Below are 17,880 nucleotides of genomic sequence, written 5' to 3'. Positions count from 1 at the left end.
TTAACCGGGTGCGACCGGACATTTCATCAGTACCTCACCGCCACGAACGCGACCGATGACCGCCCCACGTGACGCGGCCAAGATTACCACGCGGGCTGCCCTGGCAACCATTACTCCCCGTCCATGGTTACTGCCTGTTCTATCAGGCACTGATCATTCGCCTGTGGGTATGAACCGACATCAGCACCCCGAAGGCAGCCATCAGGGTTACCCCTGACGTTCCGCCATAGCTCACCAGCGGCAACGGCACGCCCACCACCGGGAGCAGGCCGCTGACCATCCCGACGTTGACAAAAACATAGATAAAGAAAGTCATCGTCAGTGCGCCAGCCAACAGCCGACTGAAGGAGTCCTGGGCGATGGCGGCGATGTAAAGACAGCGCAGGATAATAAGTAGGTAAAGCCCCAGAAGAGTCAGCATGCCCACAAACCCGAACTCTTCTGCCAACACCGCAACGATAAAGTCGGTATGGCTTTCCGGGAGAAACTCAAGGTGGGACTGGGTACCCTGAAGCCAGCCTTTGCCATCAATGCCGCCAGAGCCGATAGCGGTCTTGGACTGGATGATATTCCAGCCAGCGCCGAGCGGATCGCTTTGCGGATCAAGCAGGGTCAGTACGCGCTGTTTCTGGTAATCACGCATGACAAAAAACCACATCAGCGGTGCAGCCACCGACACCATCGCGAAGAAAGCACCGATCAGCTTCCAGCTCATACCGGCAAAAAACACCACGAAAATTCCTGCAGCTCCAACCAGCAAAGAGGTTCCAAGGTCCGGCTGGAGGATAATCATCGCCATGGGTACCAGGACAATCAACAGCGCCACCGCAACGTGCCGGAGCCTGGGGGGCAGGTAATGGCGCGACAGGTACCAGGCAGTCATCATCGGAACCACCAGCTTCATCAATTCCGAGGGCTGGAAGCGCGGCAGCCCGGGAATCGCCAGCCAGCGCTGGGCACCCTTGGCACCCACTCCCACCAGTATTACCGCAATTAGCGACCCAACGCCTGCCGCAAACAGCCAGGGCGCCCACCGCCTGAACACGGCCGGGTCAAGTTGGGCGAAGACGAACATCACCACCAGCGCTATTCCCATGCGGACTCCCTGAGCCTTCACAACGGCAATGTTCCTGTCGGCCCCGCTGTACAGCACCACCAGACCACCCGCGATGAGGGCCAGCAGCAAAAGAAGCAGCACCGGATCGATGTGAAGTACCGACCAGATACCCCTCGGGCCCAACAAGGGGTGGCGCGCTGACTGATTAAACAGGTTCCCGTCTGCCATCAGTTGGAGCCCTCCCCGGATGAGCCGACAACCATGGCCCCATCGTCTTTCTTGAAATCCAGTAACCAGGCGTCAAACAGAGCCCGCGCCACGGGCGCTGCGGTGCCGCTCCCGCTGCCACCGTTCTCCACAATAATGGCCACGGCAATTTGGGGGTCATCCACTGGCGCAAAGCCGACGAACATGGCGTGGTCCCGCAAGCGCTCCCGAATCTCCTCCGCGTCGTACTCTTCGTCCTCGTCCAGACTGAAGACCTGTGCCGTGCCAGTCTTGCCCGCCATGCGATAGGGAGCGCCCCGCGCTGCTCCGCGAGCCGTTCCCTTGCTACCGTGCATGACTTCAGCCATGGACTCCACAACGAACTCCCAGTCGTCCGGGTTCTCAAGCTCGATTGACTGGTGAGTGGCGCTGGGCAGCACCTCGTCAACCGAAAGGTCGCCCTTGATATCTTTCAACAGTCTCGGCTCAGACCAATTACCACGGTTGGCAATAACCGAAGTGGCGGTAGCCAGTTGCAGCGGCGTTGCCAACATGAACCCCTGGCCGATTCCGAGATTTACCGAGTCCCCCGGATACCAGGGCTCATTGTGAACCGCCCTCTTCCAGTCCCTGGACGGCAGCAAGCCACTCAGGGCTCCGGCAACATCCAGGGTGGCATCCTCGCCGAATCCGAATTTGGCAAGATATTGATGCATGGTATCAACGCCCATGGCCACTGCCGCTTCGTAAAAATAAATGTCACAGGATTCCGCCACTGCTGTTTTCAGGTCTACCCATCCGTGACCGCCCCATTTCCAGTCACGCCAACGGCGACCGTTCGGATTCAACTGGAAGTATCCGGGATCCCAGATGGTTTTGTCCCGGGTGACGGCACCGCTGTCCAGAGCCGCAACGGCGAGCATGGGTTTGAGTGTTGAACCTGGGGGGTACTGCCCCCGCAACGCCCGGTTGAACAGCGGCTTATCGGGGCTTTCGCTGAGTGCACGGTACGCTTCAACCCCAATGCCGGTCACAAACTGGTTGGCATCGAAGCCTGGAACACTTGCCAGAGCCAGAATACCGCCAGTGGAAGGCTCGATTGCAATGATGGCCCCACGCCGGCCATCCAGCAGTTGATGTGCCAGACGTTGCAGCCGCAAATCCATGTGCAGTTGGATATCTTCCCCGGGTACCGGATTCTCGCGCTCAAGCACACGCAAGGTCCTGCCGCGCGCGTTGGTTTCCACGTGCTGGTAGCCAACACGCCCGTGCAGGAGCTCTTCATAGAATCGCTCCACACCGGACTTGCCGATATAGTTGGTACCCGCGTAGTTGATCGGATCGATTTGCTGCAGTTCCTGCCGGTTGATGCGTCCCACATACCCGAGGGCATGGGCGGTCAGTTCGCTGTGGGGATAGTAACGGACCAACTCGGCGGACACCTCAACACCAGGCAACTCGTGGCGATGCACCGCCAGGCGCGCGATTTCCTGCTCATTGAGATCATAACGCAGGGGCAACTCCTGGAAGGGGCGGCGGGGTTCGAGCAACCGCCGGCGGAACCGCTCCATGTCCTCATCGGAAATGCTCAGCATGCCCTGGAGCTTGGCAAGGGTCTGTTCCATATCCCCGACACGCTCGGGCACCAGTGTCACACTGAAGACCGGGCGGTTCTCGGCCAGCAACACATCATTGCGATCGTAGACCAGCCCCCGAGGAGGCGCCACCGACTGCACCTGGACACGATTCTTGTCGGACAGGGTGGTGTAGATATCGTGTTCAACAACCTGCAACTGGTACATTCTGGTGATCAGCACACCCAGCAATACAAACACCAGCAACAGCATGACCATGGCACGACTCTGGAAGAGGCGCCGTTCGGCCGCAATGTCTTTGAATTCTCCCCAGGGCATATCGGTTTCCTAGGCCCGGTGATAAGGATGATTACGGGTGACGGACCAGGCCCGGTACAACTGCTCGGCAAGGAGAATGCGCACCAGGGGGTGCGGCAGGGTCAGCGCCGACAATGACCACATCTGGTCGGCCCTGGCCCGGCAGGCGTCCGCAAGGCCATCGGGGCCGCCGACAAGAAAACTGACGTCCTGGCCGTCCTGCTGCCAGCTCTCAAGTTGGCTGGCCAGCTTTTCGGTGGACCAGTTGCGACCGCCGACTTCCAGGGCAATGACTCGGTCACGGGGGCCCAGCGCCGACAGGATGGCGTCCCCCTCGCGCTGCATCAGCCTGGGAATATCCGGGTTCTTGCCACGATGAGCCATCGGAATTTCCACCAGATCAAGGGCCAGTTCCGGCGGCATCCGGCGGGCATACTCGTTATAACCCTGGCTGACCCACTCGGGCATCTTCTGCCCAACACAGATCAGGCGTAACCGCATGGTTATTCGCTACCTGCAACACCCAGATCCGGAGCATCACGCCAGAGGCGCTCAAGATCATAGAATTCGCGAGTGGCCGGCATCATCACATGGACCACCACGTCGCCCAGGTCAACCAGAATCCAGTCGCTGGCGTTGGCGCCTTCCACATTGCTGGCGCGAACACCCTGCTCCTTCGCTTCCGACAACACCGAATCCGCCAGGGATTTTACGTGTCGGTTGGAGGTACCGGAAGCGAGGACCATGTAGTCCGTTACACTGGTCCTTCCCCTGACATCAATAATGCTCACGTCCTGCGCCTTGACGTCCTCAAGCGCACCCACGACCAGTTCTTTCAGTTGCTCTGCCTGCATAATCACCCTGTTGGCCGGGCAGCGGCGAATGCGGCCGCCCGAAAAGTCATATTCAGACGGGATTGTAGCACTAAAAGTTCCCGTCAGGGCAGGCACCATACAGTCCCAGGCGACGAATTTCCTGCCATACGGAATCGGGCAGCAGATAACGGGGAGAATGGCCGGAAAGAATCCTGTCACGAATACCGGTGGCGGAGATATCCAGCATCGGCGGATCCATTTGTAAAATGTGGCCACAGGGCGCGTCATACAACGCATCCACCTGCGCCACGGACCGCTCCTTTAACAGGCGTGCCGGCACGCCGTCAGGTACCAGACCCGGCCCTGGCCTTTGCACCACTATGATGTGTGCCAGCTCAGGAATTCGTTGCCATTCCTGCCAGCGGTCAAAACCGGCAAAGGAATCGGTGCCCAGGACGATGGCCAGCGGTTTGTCGGGGCCAATCTCCCCGCGCAGTTGTCGCAGGGTCTCCGCCGTGTAGGACGCACCGTCTCTGCGCAACTCCCGGTCATCCATGGTCAACCCTGGCTCACCGGCGATGGCCAGCTCCAGCAATGCCACACGCTGTTCGCTCGTGGCACCCGGAACGTCCCTGTGAGGAGGCACATGGCAGGGCATGAGCGCTATTTCCGCGACACCCAGCCGCTCCCGGAGTTCTACCGCAAGCCGCAAGTGGCCATGATGAATCGGGTCGAAGGTACCGCCGTAGATCACATGCATGCAGGGTCAGGTCCGGATGTGGCCATCGCCGAACACCACGTATTTCTGTGATGTCAGGCCTTCAAGGCCGACGGGGCCCCGGGCGTGTATCTTGTCCGTGGAAATACCGATTTCGGCACCGAGGCCATATTCGAAGCCGTCAGCAAACCGGGTTGACGCGTTGACCATGACGGAACTGGAATCCACTTCGATAAGGAAGCGACGGGCCCGGGTGTAGTTCTCCGTGATGATGCTGTCAGTATGCTGGGAACTGTAGCGGTTGATATGCTCAATCGCTCCATCAAGCCCGTCAACCACACGCACCGCCAGGATTGGGGCCAGGTATTCCGTGCCCCAGTCTTCTTCCGTGGCGCGACCAACGCCAGGCAGAATATCAATGGTCTGTGGGCACCCCCTGAGTTCAACCCCTTTCTCCCGGAAGGCATCCGCCAGCAGCGGCAGGATGTCAGCAGCGACTTCCTGGTCCACCAGCAGGGTTTCCATGGTGTTACAGGTGCCATAACGCTGGGTCTTGGAATTCACCGCCACCGCCAGCGCCTTCTCAGGGTCCGCGTGGCTGTCAATGTACACGTGACAGATTCCGTCCAGGTGCTTGATGACCGGCACACGGGCATCCCGGCTAATACGCTCAATCAGGCCCTTGCCGCCACGGGGCACAATCACATCCACGAACTGTGGCATGGCAATCAGTTCGCCCACGGCAGCCCTGTCGGTGGTTTTAATGACCTGCACCGCATTCCCGGGAAGGCCCGCCTCCGCCAGTCCTTGCGCCAGACAGGCCGCGATGGCCTGGTTAGAGTGAATGGCTTCCGAGCCACCCCGCAGAATGGTGGCATTACCGGATTTGAGGCACAGGCTGGCAGCCTCAACGGTGACGTTGGGCCGGGATTCGTAAATGATGCCCACAACACCCAGTGGCACTCTCATACGCCCGACCTGTATGCCGGAAGGGCGATAGGTCATGTCGGTAATCTCGCCGATGGGGTCCGGTAGTGACGCCACCTGGCTCAGCCCTTCAATCATGGCGTCAATACGTGCCGGCGTCAGCTCCAGCCGGTCCAGCATCGCCGCATCCAGGCCATTTGTGCGGCCACTTTCCAGATCCCGGGCGTTCGCTGCGGCGAGCTCACTGCGCGCGGCATCCAGTGCTTCCGCTGTTGCCAGCAGCGCCTGGTTACGAACTGCGGTTGTGGAGCGGGCCACCGCCGTGGCGGCTTGCCGTGCCTGCTGCCCAACGCCAGCCATATAAGCTGCAATATCCATCCGATTACCCTTAGATTTTAATACCGATTGTGCGAATCAGAGCCTAACTTTACCTTTCCCGTTTCAAGTACGCATCCCAAGCGATTATTATACCGCCCTGACACTGTTTATTACGCGGGTCATTGAACAGAACCTGCTGTATGCTTTGATAACACGGACGCCCCGGGAGAGGACGGATACTATGGCCCAGATGGCCGAAAAATTCCTGTTGAGCCGCCTGTCGAGAACAGGGTTCCTGATCCTGATCGCCATTGCAGTATTTGCGGTAATCCAGGCTGAAGTCCTTACCGCTGTTACCGCCATTGTTGCGGCGGCACTGGTCTTCAGCGGCAACACCTTTCATCCCGGCCGCTCCCGACAACCCTGGCCGGCGATCCATCGCCTGCTGTTTATGGCGCTGCTCCTGCTCCTGGTCACCAGCCTGTGGACCGGCCCCTGGAGCCTGACCCACTGGCTTTATGTGGTGCCGCTTGTCGGTTTTGCTCTGCTGCCGGTTTCCTGGGCAGCGGCAATAACCGTGCTCTGCACTGTACTGGCGGTGTCTGCCACCCACTGGTCCGCCGGCCTGCCCGAACGTCACCAAATGCTCAGTGCCCTGCTACTGACGGCCATGCTCTCGGGCCTGCTGGTCTTCCTCAGGGAGTACAAATCCCGGCAACTGGCCCCCCTGCGCCGCACCGACGAGCTGACCCAGGCCGCCAGCCGGGAGTACCTGTCTGCCGACCTGCACAAGGAAATCCAGCGCAGTGAACGGGAAGGCATCGACATGTCGGTGATCATGATCGGCCTGGATACACACCTGAGCGACAGTGACCCGGACGCGGACATTCGCTCCATACTGCCACGGATTGGCCGTTACCTGCACTCCCAGCTACGGGATTTCGACACCTACTACCGGGCAGCCGACCTGCAGTTCCTTATCATCCTGCCTGGCATTCCCACGGCAGAGGCCGCATTACTTGCGGAGACTATCCGCAGGGGATTACGCACCCTGCTGGCATCCCACCACTTGGATCTGACCGTGAGCGCCGGTATTGCCGGCCTGAATATCGGCGATGATGCAGACAGCCTTCAGCAATCCGCTGCCAACGCACTTCGGCGGGCGCAGCAACAAGGTGGCAATCGGGCGCAATCCTACAGCACCTGGACTCACAACTCGCCACCATCCCGAACCGAAGGCAGCGGGGGAGCAGCGTTATGACCGAGACCCGCCTGAGAAGCTTTACACACCTGGCCGGCTACGCGTTCGCCAGCCTGTTTATCGCCAGCCTGGCGTTCCAGAACCTTCGTTACGGCTTCTATGAATTGTTCTTCCTGGCTGCCGGAATGGCATTGCTGACCGTAGCGGGTGCGGGCTATACATTTATATGTCGACGCCGCCAGTTGTCCGCGCCCGGCCACCTGATCATCCTCACAGCGCTGAACAGTGGCCTTGTAGCGGCCATGTACGCCCTTGATCCCGCTGGCATCAGTCACTGGGTGATGCCCCTGGTCGTATTGAACCTGCTGATCCTGCCGCTGCGACAGGGGCTGATCCTTTCTTTGCTGTTGTTGATCGCACTGGCATTTTTTCTGCTGCTGTCGCACCCCATGACCTACGCCATTACCATCAGTTCGGGCGTATTTGCCCTGATTGCGGTGGCTGCACTCTACATCTGGCACTACGACCATATGGCACAATCGGCAGAAGACCTTGCCATTACCGACCCGGTGACCGGCGCCCACAACGCCCGCTTTCTGGATGAAACCCTGCAGAAGGAAATCTCCCGTGCCATCGCCATGTCCCATTCGCTGTCAGTGATCTCCCTTGCCATCGATTACGCGGACGAAGCAGAGGATCTTCACGGCCAGGCTGGAATGCAACGACTGTTACGGGACCTGACACAGCACCTGTTTGGCGTTATCCGTGCCGGCGACACCCTTTATACACTCGAAGATGGGGAGTTTTTCCTGATCCTGCCCTTCACCCCGGAAGAGGGCGTGCGCGTCATCGCCGAACGGATTCGCCGAACCATTGCGGAGCAGAACTGGCCCCTGGCCGGCAAGGTGACTGTCAGCCTTGGCTGCACAACCCGCGCCAATACCGACACCCGCACGGCAGACCTGCGCAAACGGGTACGCCAGGCACTGAACGAAGCCCGCAAACGGGGCGCCGATTCGGTCTGGTACAGCCAGGGAGATGTTCGTCAGCCATGACATCAGAGTGGCTACAGGCACTGACTCAATGGCTCGGCACTAATCCCGGATGGCTTTCAGCAGCCCTGTTCCTCACTGCGTTTCTCGAATCCCTCGCGCTCGCAGGCATCCTGATTCCCGGCGTTGCCATCCTGTTTGCGGTGGCGGTGCTGGCAGGGCAGGTATCGCTGCCGATTGGCGAAGTCCTGCTATGGGCCGCCGCCGGGGCCGTTGCCGGCGACGGCATCAGTTTTGCCCTCGGCAGGCTGTTCCAGGGGCGCCTGGACAAGCTATGGCCTTTGAACCATTTCCCGGGCTTTGTCGCCAAGGGCGAGGTTTTCTTCCGGCGCCACGGCGGCAAGAGCGTTGTCATCGGGCGATTTGTGGGCCCTATCCGACCCATCATTCCACTGGTCGCAGGCGCATTTCTGATGCCCTGGCGGCGTTTCCTGGCCTTCAACCTGTCATCCGCCGCTGCCTGGGCTCCGGTTTATGTGCTGCCGGGCTATCTCGTGGGTAGCGCCCTCGCCAGCGATATCGAACCACCGGCTCATTTCTACCCCGTTATTGCCATCAGTGCCGGGATATTAATGCTGATCTATCTGGTGCTCTTTCGCTTCCAGTTGGGACTGGGGCACAGCAGCCAGTTGTACCGGTGGCTGGCGCGCCTGACTACCCGTTACCATGCCACTCATCGTTTCTGGCGCCTTTATACCAGCCAGCGCCCCGCCCAGGCGGGCGAATTCCCGCTGCCTTCGTTATCACTGGCATTGGGAGCAGGCGCATTGTTCATGATCTGGAGCCAACTGGCCACCGCCACTCAGATACTGACTCCATTTGACGATCTTGCCCTGCGCTGGTTCGCGCAGTTGAGAAATCCGTTGCTGGACCCGGTAATGATCCTGCTGACACTCCTGGGTGACCCGCCGGTACTACTGGCAGCCGCTGCACTGGGCACACTGGCTCTTTGTTTTCGTGGTTATTACGCCGCTGCGCTTCACGTGCTGGGAGCTGCCGTGCTCACCACCCTGCTGGTATGGGGGCTAAAGTCCCTGACCGCGGTACCTCGGCCGGATATTGTCCTGGGTCCTCCTGCCTCAGGGGCCTTCCCAAGCGGCCACGCCACCGGTTTTACCGTTTTCTCAGCACTGGTAGCCAGCTTTATAGCACGGGAAAGCAGGCACCATCGGCGCTGGCGGCATTACCTGATTTTCAGCATCCCGATTGTCCTGGGGGCGCTAAGCCGACTTTACCTTGGGGTCCATTGGTTTACCGATGTTGTGGCAGGGGTACTGCTCGGGCTATCCATTTGCGGGCTGGTTCGGGCCAGCTACAGCCGCTACGACAACATCCCACTGGCGCGAAACGCCACGCTGCTGGTTGCAGCGGGGGGTTGGGCAGCCTTCGCCGTCTGGTATGTGATCGCACACTGGACCGAAGCAATTCGGCTATACGCCCCGGCTGCTTCGCAGGCAATGTTTTTCAGCCCTGTTCCGCTTACTGCTTAGTTCTGTTCCAGAGCCTCAAGCAAGCCCAGCAGGCGTTCCAGACGCTCCAGGGGGGCCTGGAGCTCTACCAGTCGCTGCTTTTCCTGCTTGTCCAGAGGCAACAGCTCGGTTAATCGCCAGCCAACATCCCTCGCATCGTCATAGTCCACATCCATGCCCAGTTCACGGATAACCGGGTGGCGGAAGAGAGCTTTCAATACCGAGGGCAGTTCCGCGAAACGCTCTGGAACAGGTAATTCTTCTTCCGCCAGCAGGCATTCCACATCCCCCACATTCAGGCCATCCGACTGCTGCCAGCTGCGCACTACCGTGACCTTGTCCTGGCCTTCAACCGTAATGCCCAGCAAGCCGTTATCCATCTGCTGGAAGTCGATAATGCGAACATAAGTACCTATATCGTAGAAAGCCGCAGATTTGACGGTTTCCAGGCCTTCCCTGAGCAGGACAACCACGAAACCCCGGTCTTCCTTGAGGCAACGGGTCAGCATATCGATGTATCTGGGCTCGAACAGTTGCAGGGGAATCCGTCCCCCGGGCAGTACAACAGAGTTCAGCGGGAAAAGAGGTACATTCATTGTTGGTATTGCCACCAGTATACAGGCTCCGGAAGACTGACTACCCTGTCATATCCTCAGTGAATTGAAAGCAGACGATGGACTTCGTCCACCCTCGCGCGGGCCTCCGTCAGCAATTGCAGGCTTCGGGACGCGTTCAGCTCAAGCTCGCCCAGCCTGCGATAGGCAGGCACCTCGTCAAACGGGGGCAGGGAACTGTTCTGGCTGGACCCAATCATCGCATGTAACTGCGCGACAATCACAATATCCACCAGTTGAGGGGCGGTCTCACGGCTTTCATGCCTCCAGTCCTCCGCATGCCGCGTTGCCTCAAGGAAGTTGGCCGGAAACGACCAGCTTTCCAGAATGGCGGTGCCCACATCCGCCCTGAGTTCGCTGATGGCATGCTCAAGGTTGGCCTGATCAGCAAACAGGTTGACGTGATGCTCTGCCTGGACCAGCACCGGCACCACACCGATATCGTGCAATAATCCCGCGAGCAGGGCCTCCTCCGGGTTGATGGCAGTGGCACTGTCCGCAAGTACCCAGCACAGCGCCGCTACCTCGCGGGAATGGCGCCAGAGCTTGTCCATCTCCTTCTGCAACGAAGCCTGCCTGGTCTTAAACACTTCGCGCATGGAAAACACCGTGACCAACTGGCGCGTGGTGCGCATGCCCAGCCTGACCACCGCTTCGCGAACATTACGGACGTCGCTAAACCCCCGATACAAGGGGCTGTTGCAGGCACGCACCAGCTTGGCGGCCATCGCCGGGTCCGCGGAAATGGCGCTGGCCACGTGGTCTGCGGTGGAATCCTCGCGGTCTACGGTCCGGCGTACTTTCCAGGCCACATCCGGCACACTGGGCAGGGTAAGCTGGTTGGAACGCAGTTCCGCGTAGAATTCCATCAGCAGATGGTGTTCTTCGCTGCCGTCGTCACCAAGGCCGTCCCCTGAATCCATTTCCACCTGCGGCACGGGGGCCGCCCGCAGCAACTGGTTAAGTATGTCCTGCTGGATGACCAGAAACTCGCTCGCCTTGATCGCCGTCACGTTGTACATGCGGGGCTGAAGGCGGGCAATGGGGTTGAGGGCTTTGTCGGTGTCGGCGTCTATGGTGGACTTGCGGCCGTCAATGGACTCCAGCTCTACACTTCCGGCAATCAGGAAAATATCCAGGCCATCCCGGACACCACGCTCCACCACCTGCTGACCCGGGCCATGGGTTCTTCTCTCTGCCCGACTTGCGAGCAAAACCAGCTGGTCGTCCGTCAGCCGGTTCAGGGGCTGAAACTGTTTGAGACGACGCAGGGGCAGGCTTTCCTGGGCGGCCATAGGACTACTCCTTGATCAATTGTTCATTAACTCTGTTACACATTGTAAGCGCGGATTGCCAAAACAACCATGCGATCAAGGGGTAATCTGGTATCCTCATGCCTTCCACTTTTTGACCCAGTTGCAGCAGAGAGACCAGACAACCATGCCCCAGTATCGTTCGCGGACATCCACCGCAGGCCGTAATATGGCTGGCGCACGCGCACTTTGGCGCGCCACCGGCATGAAGAATGAAGACTTCGGTAAACCCATCATTGCCGTAGCCAACTCCTTTACCCAGTTCGTACCCGGCCATGTCCACCTCAAGGACCTGGGCCAGTTGGTGTGCCGCGAAATCGAGGCCGCCGGCGGTGTAGCCAAGGAATTCAACACCATTGCCGTGGACGATGGCATAGCCATGGGCCACGACGGCATGCTGTATTCCCTGCCTTCCCGTGAAATCATCGCCGATTCCGTGGAATACATGGTGAACGCCCACTGTGCCGACGCACTGGTGTGCATTTCCAACTGCGACAAGATCACCCCGGGCATGCTGATGGCCGCCATGCGCCTGAATATTCCCACCATTTTCGTATCCGGCGGCCCCATGGAAGCCGGCAAGACCAAGCTGTCTGAGCACAAGCTGGATCTGGTCGACGCCATGGTGATTGCGGCCGACCCCAACGCCGATGACGAAACAGTCGCGGAATACGAGCGTAGCGCCTGCCCCACCTGCGGCTCATGCTCCGGCATGTTTACCGCCAACTCCATGAACTGCCTGACCGAAGCCATAGGCCTGGCGTTGCCCGGTAATGGCTCGATGCTGGCCACCCACGCCGATCGCGAAGCACTGTTCCTGAAGGCCGGAAGACAGATTGTAGAGAATGCCCGCCGCTATTACGAAGACGACGACGCCAGCGTGCTGCCACTGAGCATCGCCTCCATGGAAGCGTTCGAGAACGCCATGGTGATGGACATCGCCATGGGCGGATCCACCAACACCATCCTGCACCTGCTGGCAGCAGCCCAGGAAGGTGGCGTTCCGTTCACCTTGAGCGAGATTGACCAGTTGTCCCGCCGGGTACCGCAGCTTTGCAAGGTAGCCCCGAACTCCCCGAAATATCACATGGAGGACGTTCACCGCGCCGGCGGCATCATGGGCATCCTTGGTGAACTGGAGCGAGGAGGCCTGATCAATACCGACTTGCCTACCGTACACAGCAAAACCATGCGGGAAGCCCTGAAAACCTGGGACATCATGCGGGAACCGACACCGGAAGTAGTGGAATTCTACAAGGCCGGCCCCGCCGGCATTCCCACCCAGACAGCTTTCAGCCAGAGCACCCGCTGGCCCTCCCTCGATGGCGACCGCGAAACCGGGTGTATCCGCTCAGTTGAACACGCCTATTCGTCGGAGGGCGGGCTGGCCGTGCTCTTCGGCAACATCGCCCTGGACGGCTGTGTCGTCAAGACCGCCGGCGTGGACGAAAGCATCTACGTGTTTGAAGGTAAGGCACGGGTATTCGAGAGCCAGGATACCGCTGTGGAAGGCATCCTCAACGACGAAGTAAAGCCGGGCGAAGTGGTTATTATCCGCTACGAAGGCCCCCGGGGCGGGCCCGGTATGCAGGAAATGCTCTACCCCACCAGCTATTTGAAATCCAAGGGCCTGGGCAAGGAATGCGCCCTGCTGACCGACGGCCGCTTTTCTGGCGGCACCTCCGGCCTGTCCATCGGCCACGCCTCCCCCGAGGCAGCGGCTGGTGGCGCCATTGGCCTGATTGAGAATGGCGACCTGATCCGCATCGACATTCCCAACCGCTCCATCAACGTGGAGATAGACCAGAACGAGTTGGACCGTCGTCGTGAAGCGAGAAATGAGAAAGGCTGGAAGCCGGAGCTGGCAAGACCGCGCAAGGTATCAGCCGCACTGAAGGCCTATGCATTGCTGGCAACCAGCGCCGACAAGGGTGCCGTCAGGAACCTGAAAATGCTCGACTGAACGAGTCGGCCCCTAGAAAAAGGACCAGCCACCGTCGTCGTCTTCCTCAATATCGTCTTCTTCTGCCTGCGCTTCCGCCTCTTCAGGCTCAGCGGCGCTGCTGGAAGTGCTCGAGCTCTGTGACGCTTCGGTATTGCCGGAAGAGCCAGCTGCAGCGACCTGGACCGGCACCATTCCCAGCGCTTCCTTGGTCGCGTCATCCAGAACACCAGAAGCGTTCAGCCCCTGTTCCTTCTGAAAGGCGATCAGTGCCGAGCGGGTGGCCTCGTCCATTTGCGGGCTGACATTATTGATGTCATAACCCGCACCATAAAGAGCGTTCTTGAGCGCCACTGTGTCGTTCGCTGCTGCATGGGGAACTACCGCCAGGGCCAGTGCGCCAGCCATGATCGCTGTTGCCATGCGAGTGCGAATGTTTGTTTGCCTAGCCATGATCTACTCCAGTTACCTGTCGTTTTTTATTGTGCCGCCTGTCCCTACAGGGTGGACATTACGACTAAAGACTAACACATTTCAAACACCGCCGGGCCGGTCGGATTGTTGCGATTCTGTAGCCGAGGTAGGCAGATTGTCTGGGCTTACCTCGTGCTTTTCCCCGAACTCCCGAATGAAAATACCCCAGAAAGCCATGAACAGGGCCGCCACCAATGGCCCCATCACAAACCCATTGATCCCGAACATAACAATCCCGCCGAGGGTGGAAAGCAGCACAATGTAATCAGGCAACTTGGTATCCCGACCCACAAACACCGGCCTCAGCAGGTTATCCGCCAGCCCTATGACGACCACCCCGAAGGCGGTCAGCACAATGGCCGACACCATTTCCCCGGTAGCCGCCAGGTAGAGCGCCGCAGGCACCCACACCAGTGCCGCCCCAACCGCGGGGAGCAGTGAGACGATGGCCATCACCACCCCCCACAGAAGTGCACCCTGGATACCCAGAAACCAGAAAATTCCGCCGCCAAGCGCACCCTGGATGATGGCAATCAACAGGTTACCCTTGACCGTCGCCCGTGTGACCTCGGCAAACTTGGCGAACAACAGGCGCTCTCGCTCATCCCCGAGCGGCAATGCCCGGATCAGCAGATCCACCAGCTGGCTGCCATCACGGAGCAGGAAGAACGACAGGTACACCATTAGCGCCAGGCCCAGAAAAAACTGGAACGTATTCTGGCCAAAACCCAGGGCCTGTTTCGCCAGGAACTGGCTGCCACCCACGAACGCATTGACCACCCGGTCCCTCACGCCTTCAAAATCCATCCCGAACTGGGCAAAGAAGGACTCGATGGCAGGAAACGACTGGTTGACCCTGTCGATGTATTCGCCGGGCCGTAGTTGCCCTTCCTGTATTCGCTGGTAAAGCGACAATCCCTCGGCCACCAGCGAGGTCACCAGCGCCAGCACGGGTATGACGACGATCACCATGCAGATAAGCAGCGTCAGCAATGCAATGATATTGGGGCGGTCACCCAGCCGTCGCGCCAGGCGTTCACGAACCGGGTGGAAAATCAGTGCAATGGCCACCGCCCAGAAAATCGGGCCGAAGAAAGGTTTCATCAGCAGGACGAACGCGAGGGAAACCCCGACCAGCATGGCCAGAAAAGTGTGTGTCTCAAGTTTTCCGTACATATATGCGATTCCCTGAACCTGTTTGGGGCATTGTTGCGGGTTGTTGGGTTGCGGATCTGAATGGGCCTAGACTACCACGCCGCCGTGGCCAGTCTAGCGGCTTTCAGGTTATAGTGGACGGTTATTGGTCATTCGTTAAACAGGTCACGACGTTGGATAACGAAGAGTTTGATGTTGAAACGGCACTGGATGCTGCGGCCGCGCTGCATCGGGTACTGGCAGCCAGGACCCACCGCCGCAAGGTGATGGGCCAGGAAGTGCTGGTGCCGGGCCAACTAGGCGAAGCCCTGCAGCTGCCCCAGATCATCCGGCGCCTGCAGAGCAAGCAACTGCGTCAGCGCGAGCAAGGCCTGGACGACTTCCAGGACCTGTGGCCGACGCTGTCTCCCGCAACCCGTGAGAAGGTCCTCAACCGCATCGGCTGGTATGACCCGAAATCACTGGACTGGGAAGACAAGCGCTCAAACCGTCGCCCGATCGCGGACTCTGACCGCTAGAACTGGCCGGGAACAGTGAGCTTCGACGGTACTCTCTTCGTATTTTTGCTTTAATTTCCGTAATGCTGACTTTTAATTGTCACAGTTCGCCCTTAGCTTGGGTGTATTGGAGGTTTTTATGCAAAAGACAGAATATTACAGTGCCATCGCATCGGAAGGCAGCGCGGTACCCACTTTGCTGTGCGGGCATTGCCGCTCAACCCTTTCCCGTGGACGCATCTTCCGTAACGGTGAGCAGAATGCCTATGGTATCCAATGCCACACCCTGGCCCTGTGTTCAGCGGACGACTGCGGCGCGCTGAACTGCTGTGACGCAGCGCTGGCGCGGCTTGACGACCCGGAAGATCTGTTCAGCAAGGCGTCCTGATTCAAACAGTCAACGCACTGTTACGTAAACCAAACACACAAATTTTCCATCTGATTTATCCTGATTCGTGAAGGCTGCGGTAACACCAGCCACGCAACCACTCAGTCAGGACAGTCGATGGCATGCGTATTCTGAGAACCGATGAAGCCCGCTTCGCAGGTCTTCCGGACTACCCTTTTTCCCCTCACTATCTGGACGTTGAGCCAGGCCTGAGAATGCACTACGTGGACGAAGGCCCGAAGGAAGCGGCGCCGGTCTTAATGCTGCACGGGGAACCCTCCTGGTCGTATCTCTACCGGCACATGATTCCATTGGTGGCAGGGGCCGGGCATAGGGTATTGGCGCCGGACCTGATCGGGTTTGGCAAGTCCGACAAGCCCTCCAGTGTTGGCGATTACAGTTACGAACGCCACATGGCCTGGCTGTCCCAATGGCTCAAGGCCCTGGGCCTGAAGAACATCACACTGGTTTGCCAGAACTGGGGCTCGCTGCTGGGCCTGCGACTGGCGGCTGAACATCCGCAGCTTTTCCGCAGGATTATTGTGGGTAACGGCATGCTGCCCACCGGGGATACACCGGTACCGGCGGTATTCACGCTATGGAAAACCTTTGCCACCCACAGCCCCTGGTTCCCGGTAGGCAGGATTGTCCAGTTGGGAACAGAGAGAGCCCTGAGCAAAGCCGAGATCGCGGCCTACGAGGCGCCGTTCCCGTCCGCCGAATTCAAGGCCGGCGCCCGTGCCTTTCCAAAGCTGGTGCCGGTATCCGCCGAAGACCCGGCAAGCGAAGCCAACAAGGCCGCCTGGCGAGTCCTGGAAACATGGAAAAAACCCTTCATTACCTGCTTCAGTAGCGGCGACCCCATAACCCGCGGCGGAGACCGTTACATGCAACGCCGCATTCCCGGCGCCCTTGGACAGCCGCACATTACGTTGCGCGGCGGCCACTTTCTGCAGGAAGATTCCCCGGACGACTTTGCCCGCATCATCATCGACGCGTGCAAATCCGAAATGGCGGCCTGATGCCGCCACTGGTAATGGACACTAGCCTGAATCAAGCTTGATGCTTGGGTTGGTAGCTCCCCGCATCAACCCTTGGGCGGTCACTGTCCGCCTCAGCAAGTGGCCGACACTCCTCCAGGCTTGCATGGCAGCGCAGAGTCAGCCTCTTGTACTCTTCAGTGCCCTTGGCTTTCCAAGCGACCTCACTATCACTTAACGTCCGCACCACTTTCGCCGGTGTACCTACAATCAAAGACGCAGGCTCACACTGGAAGCCAGCCTTGACCAAAGCACAGGCGCCAACGATAGATCGGGGAGCGATTACCGCTTCATCCATTACCACGGCATTCATACCGACCATCGCGTCCTGCCCAACAATGCAACCGTGGAGAATTGCGCCATGCCCCACATGGCCATTTTTCTCAATCACCGTATCCATGCCAGGAAATGCATGCATCACGCAATTATCCTGAATATTCGAACCTTCCTTGAGTACAACTCGGCCAAAATCACCACGCAGAGAGGCAGCCGGCCCCACGTAGCAGTCGGGACCGATCCACACATCCCCAATCAGAATCGCTGTTGGGTGAACGTATGCGGACGGATGAACAACAGGCTGAACGCCTTCAATACTGTAACTCGGCATGCTTCGCTCCTTCATCAACGTTCGAAACTTGAAAGAAATTTCTGATTCACTTTACGATCTACATTATCGATTTTTGGATATCATTTCGCAAAAATACAGATAAATACTCAACAAAACACTCATAAAAACTCCCTGAATGCTGCCTTTTAACAGGTTATTTTTGTTTATTTTCATTCGCTTATATAATTACCGCC

18 protein-coding genes are annotated in these 17,880 nt (G+C 58.9%); 7 read left to right on the top strand and 11 right to left on the bottom strand.

What is annotated here, in order from left to right; translation table 11 throughout:
* Window positions 1-142: 142 nt before the first annotated feature.
* From rodA to NLU14_RS18660, 6 genes are all read right to left on the bottom strand, one after another.
* Entirely contained in the window at window positions 143-1,285 is a 1,143-nt protein-coding gene (gene rodA / locus NLU14_RS18685; protein WP_275709410.1) for a rod shape-determining protein RodA, read from the bottom strand.
* Window positions 1,285-3,177 (bottom strand): penicillin-binding protein 2, encoded by a 1,893-nt coding sequence (gene mrdA / locus NLU14_RS18680; protein WP_275709408.1) that lies wholly within the window; start codon window positions 3,175-3,177, stop codon window positions 1,285-1,287. The genes rodA and mrdA overlap by 1 nt, the downstream gene beginning before the upstream one ends.
* Window positions 3,178-3,186: 9 nt before the next feature.
* The gene (gene rlmH, locus NLU14_RS18675) at window positions 3,187-3,657 is read right to left on the bottom strand and encodes a 23S rRNA (pseudouridine(1915)-N(3))-methyltransferase RlmH (RefSeq protein WP_275709407.1); all 471 of its coding nucleotides are present in this window, start codon (window positions 3,655-3,657) and stop codon (window positions 3,187-3,189) included.
* A 2-nt stretch (window positions 3,658-3,659) separates the two neighbouring features.
* Window positions 3,660-4,010, bottom strand: a complete 351-nt coding sequence (gene rsfS, locus NLU14_RS18670; protein WP_275709405.1) for a ribosome silencing factor — start codon at window positions 4,008-4,010, stop codon at window positions 3,660-3,662.
* A 70-nt stretch (window positions 4,011-4,080) separates the two neighbouring features.
* Window positions 4,081-4,731: a nicotinate-nucleotide adenylyltransferase gene (nadD, locus tag NLU14_RS18665; RefSeq protein WP_275709403.1), complete on the bottom strand. Its 651-nt coding sequence runs from the start codon at window positions 4,729-4,731 to the stop codon at window positions 4,081-4,083.
* Window positions 4,732-4,737: 6 nt separating this feature from the next.
* Window positions 4,738-5,976, bottom strand: coding sequence for a glutamate-5-semialdehyde dehydrogenase (locus NLU14_RS18660; protein ID WP_420845077.1), 1,239 nt, complete (start codon window positions 5,974-5,976; stop codon window positions 4,738-4,740).
* Between the two features lie 199 nt (window positions 5,977-6,175).
* Here NLU14_RS18660 and NLU14_RS18655 point away from each other — a divergent pair, with 199 nt between their 5' ends.
* Genes NLU14_RS18655 through NLU14_RS18645 form a run of 3 tightly spaced genes read left to right on the top strand, consistent with a single transcriptional unit; the run spans window position 6,176 to window position 9,677 of the window.
* Window positions 6,176-7,195: a GGDEF domain-containing protein gene (locus NLU14_RS18655; protein ID WP_275709399.1), complete on the top strand. Its 1,020-nt coding sequence runs from the start codon at window positions 6,176-6,178 to the stop codon at window positions 7,193-7,195.
* Window positions 7,192-8,190, top strand: coding sequence for a GGDEF domain-containing protein (locus tag NLU14_RS18650; protein WP_275709397.1), 999 nt, complete (start codon window positions 7,192-7,194; stop codon window positions 8,188-8,190). The genes NLU14_RS18655 and NLU14_RS18650 overlap by 4 nt, the downstream gene beginning before the upstream one ends.
* Window positions 8,187-9,677, top strand: coding sequence for a bifunctional DedA family/phosphatase PAP2 family protein (locus NLU14_RS18645; protein WP_275709395.1), 1,491 nt, complete (start codon window positions 8,187-8,189; stop codon window positions 9,675-9,677). Before NLU14_RS18650 ends, NLU14_RS18645 begins: the two co-directional genes overlap by 4 nt.
* Here the strand turns inward: NLU14_RS18645 and NLU14_RS18640 are convergent.
* Window positions 9,674-10,252 carry an LON peptidase substrate-binding domain-containing protein gene (locus NLU14_RS18640; protein ID WP_338040808.1) on the bottom strand — a complete coding sequence of 193 codons (579 nt, stop codon included), beginning with the start codon at window positions 10,250-10,252 and terminating at the stop codon, window positions 9,674-9,676. The two genes, NLU14_RS18645 and NLU14_RS18640, sit on opposite strands and share 4 nt — an antisense overlap.
* A 56-nt stretch (window positions 10,253-10,308) precedes the next feature.
* Window positions 10,309-11,565, bottom strand: a complete 1,257-nt coding sequence (locus tag NLU14_RS18635; RefSeq protein ID WP_275709391.1) for an HDOD domain-containing protein — start codon at window positions 11,563-11,565, stop codon at window positions 10,309-10,311.
* 145 nt (window positions 11,566-11,710) lie between these two features.
* Here NLU14_RS18635 and ilvD point away from each other — a divergent pair, with 145 nt between their 5' ends.
* Window positions 11,711-13,546: a dihydroxy-acid dehydratase gene (gene ilvD / locus NLU14_RS18630; protein ID WP_275709389.1), complete on the top strand. Its 1,836-nt coding sequence runs from the start codon at window positions 11,711-11,713 to the stop codon at window positions 13,544-13,546.
* A gap of 12 nt (window positions 13,547-13,558) precedes the next feature.
* Here ilvD and NLU14_RS18625 read toward each other — a convergent pair whose 3' ends face one another.
* Window positions 13,559-13,978, bottom strand: a complete 420-nt coding sequence (locus tag NLU14_RS18625; RefSeq protein WP_275709387.1) for a peptidoglycan-binding domain-containing protein — start codon at window positions 13,976-13,978, stop codon at window positions 13,559-13,561.
* Window positions 13,979-14,059: 81 nt separating this feature from the next.
* Window positions 14,060-15,175 carry an AI-2E family transporter gene (locus NLU14_RS18620; protein WP_275709385.1) on the bottom strand — a complete coding sequence of 372 codons (1,116 nt, stop codon included), beginning with the start codon at window positions 15,173-15,175 and terminating at the stop codon, window positions 14,060-14,062.
* 152 nt (window positions 15,176-15,327) lie between these two features.
* Between NLU14_RS18620 and NLU14_RS18615 the strand changes: the two genes are divergently transcribed.
* The 3 genes from NLU14_RS18615 to NLU14_RS18605 all read left to right on the top strand — a co-directional run bounded on the left by NLU14_RS18615 (window position 15,328) and on the right by NLU14_RS18605 (window position 17,061).
* Window positions 15,328-15,672, top strand: a complete 345-nt coding sequence (locus NLU14_RS18615; protein ID WP_275709383.1) for a hypothetical protein — start codon at window positions 15,328-15,330, stop codon at window positions 15,670-15,672.
* A 118-nt stretch (window positions 15,673-15,790) separates the two neighbouring features.
* On the top strand, window positions 15,791-16,039 hold the full coding sequence (locus NLU14_RS18610; RefSeq protein WP_275709381.1) for a hypothetical protein: 249 nt from the start codon (window positions 15,791-15,793) through the stop codon (window positions 16,037-16,039).
* Between the two features lie 122 nt (window positions 16,040-16,161).
* The gene (locus tag NLU14_RS18605) at window positions 16,162-17,061 is read left to right on the top strand and encodes a haloalkane dehalogenase (RefSeq protein WP_275709379.1); all 900 of its coding nucleotides are present in this window, start codon (window positions 16,162-16,164) and stop codon (window positions 17,059-17,061) included.
* A gap of 31 nt (window positions 17,062-17,092) precedes the next feature.
* Here the strand turns inward: NLU14_RS18605 and NLU14_RS18600 are convergent, their stop codons facing one another.
* Window positions 17,093-17,686 carry a phenylacetic acid degradation protein PaaY gene (locus NLU14_RS18600; RefSeq protein WP_275709377.1) on the bottom strand — a complete coding sequence of 198 codons (594 nt, stop codon included), beginning with the start codon at window positions 17,684-17,686 and terminating at the stop codon, window positions 17,093-17,095.
* Window positions 17,687-17,880: the final 194 nt, after the last annotated feature.

Source organism: Marinobacter iranensis (genome assembly GCF_029207565.1).
Lineage (GTDB): Bacteria > Pseudomonadota > Gammaproteobacteria > Pseudomonadales > Oleiphilaceae > Marinobacter > Marinobacter iranensis.
The sequence above is the reverse complement of the archived record's forward strand: the minus strand, read 5'-3'. Positions and strand labels throughout refer to the sequence as shown.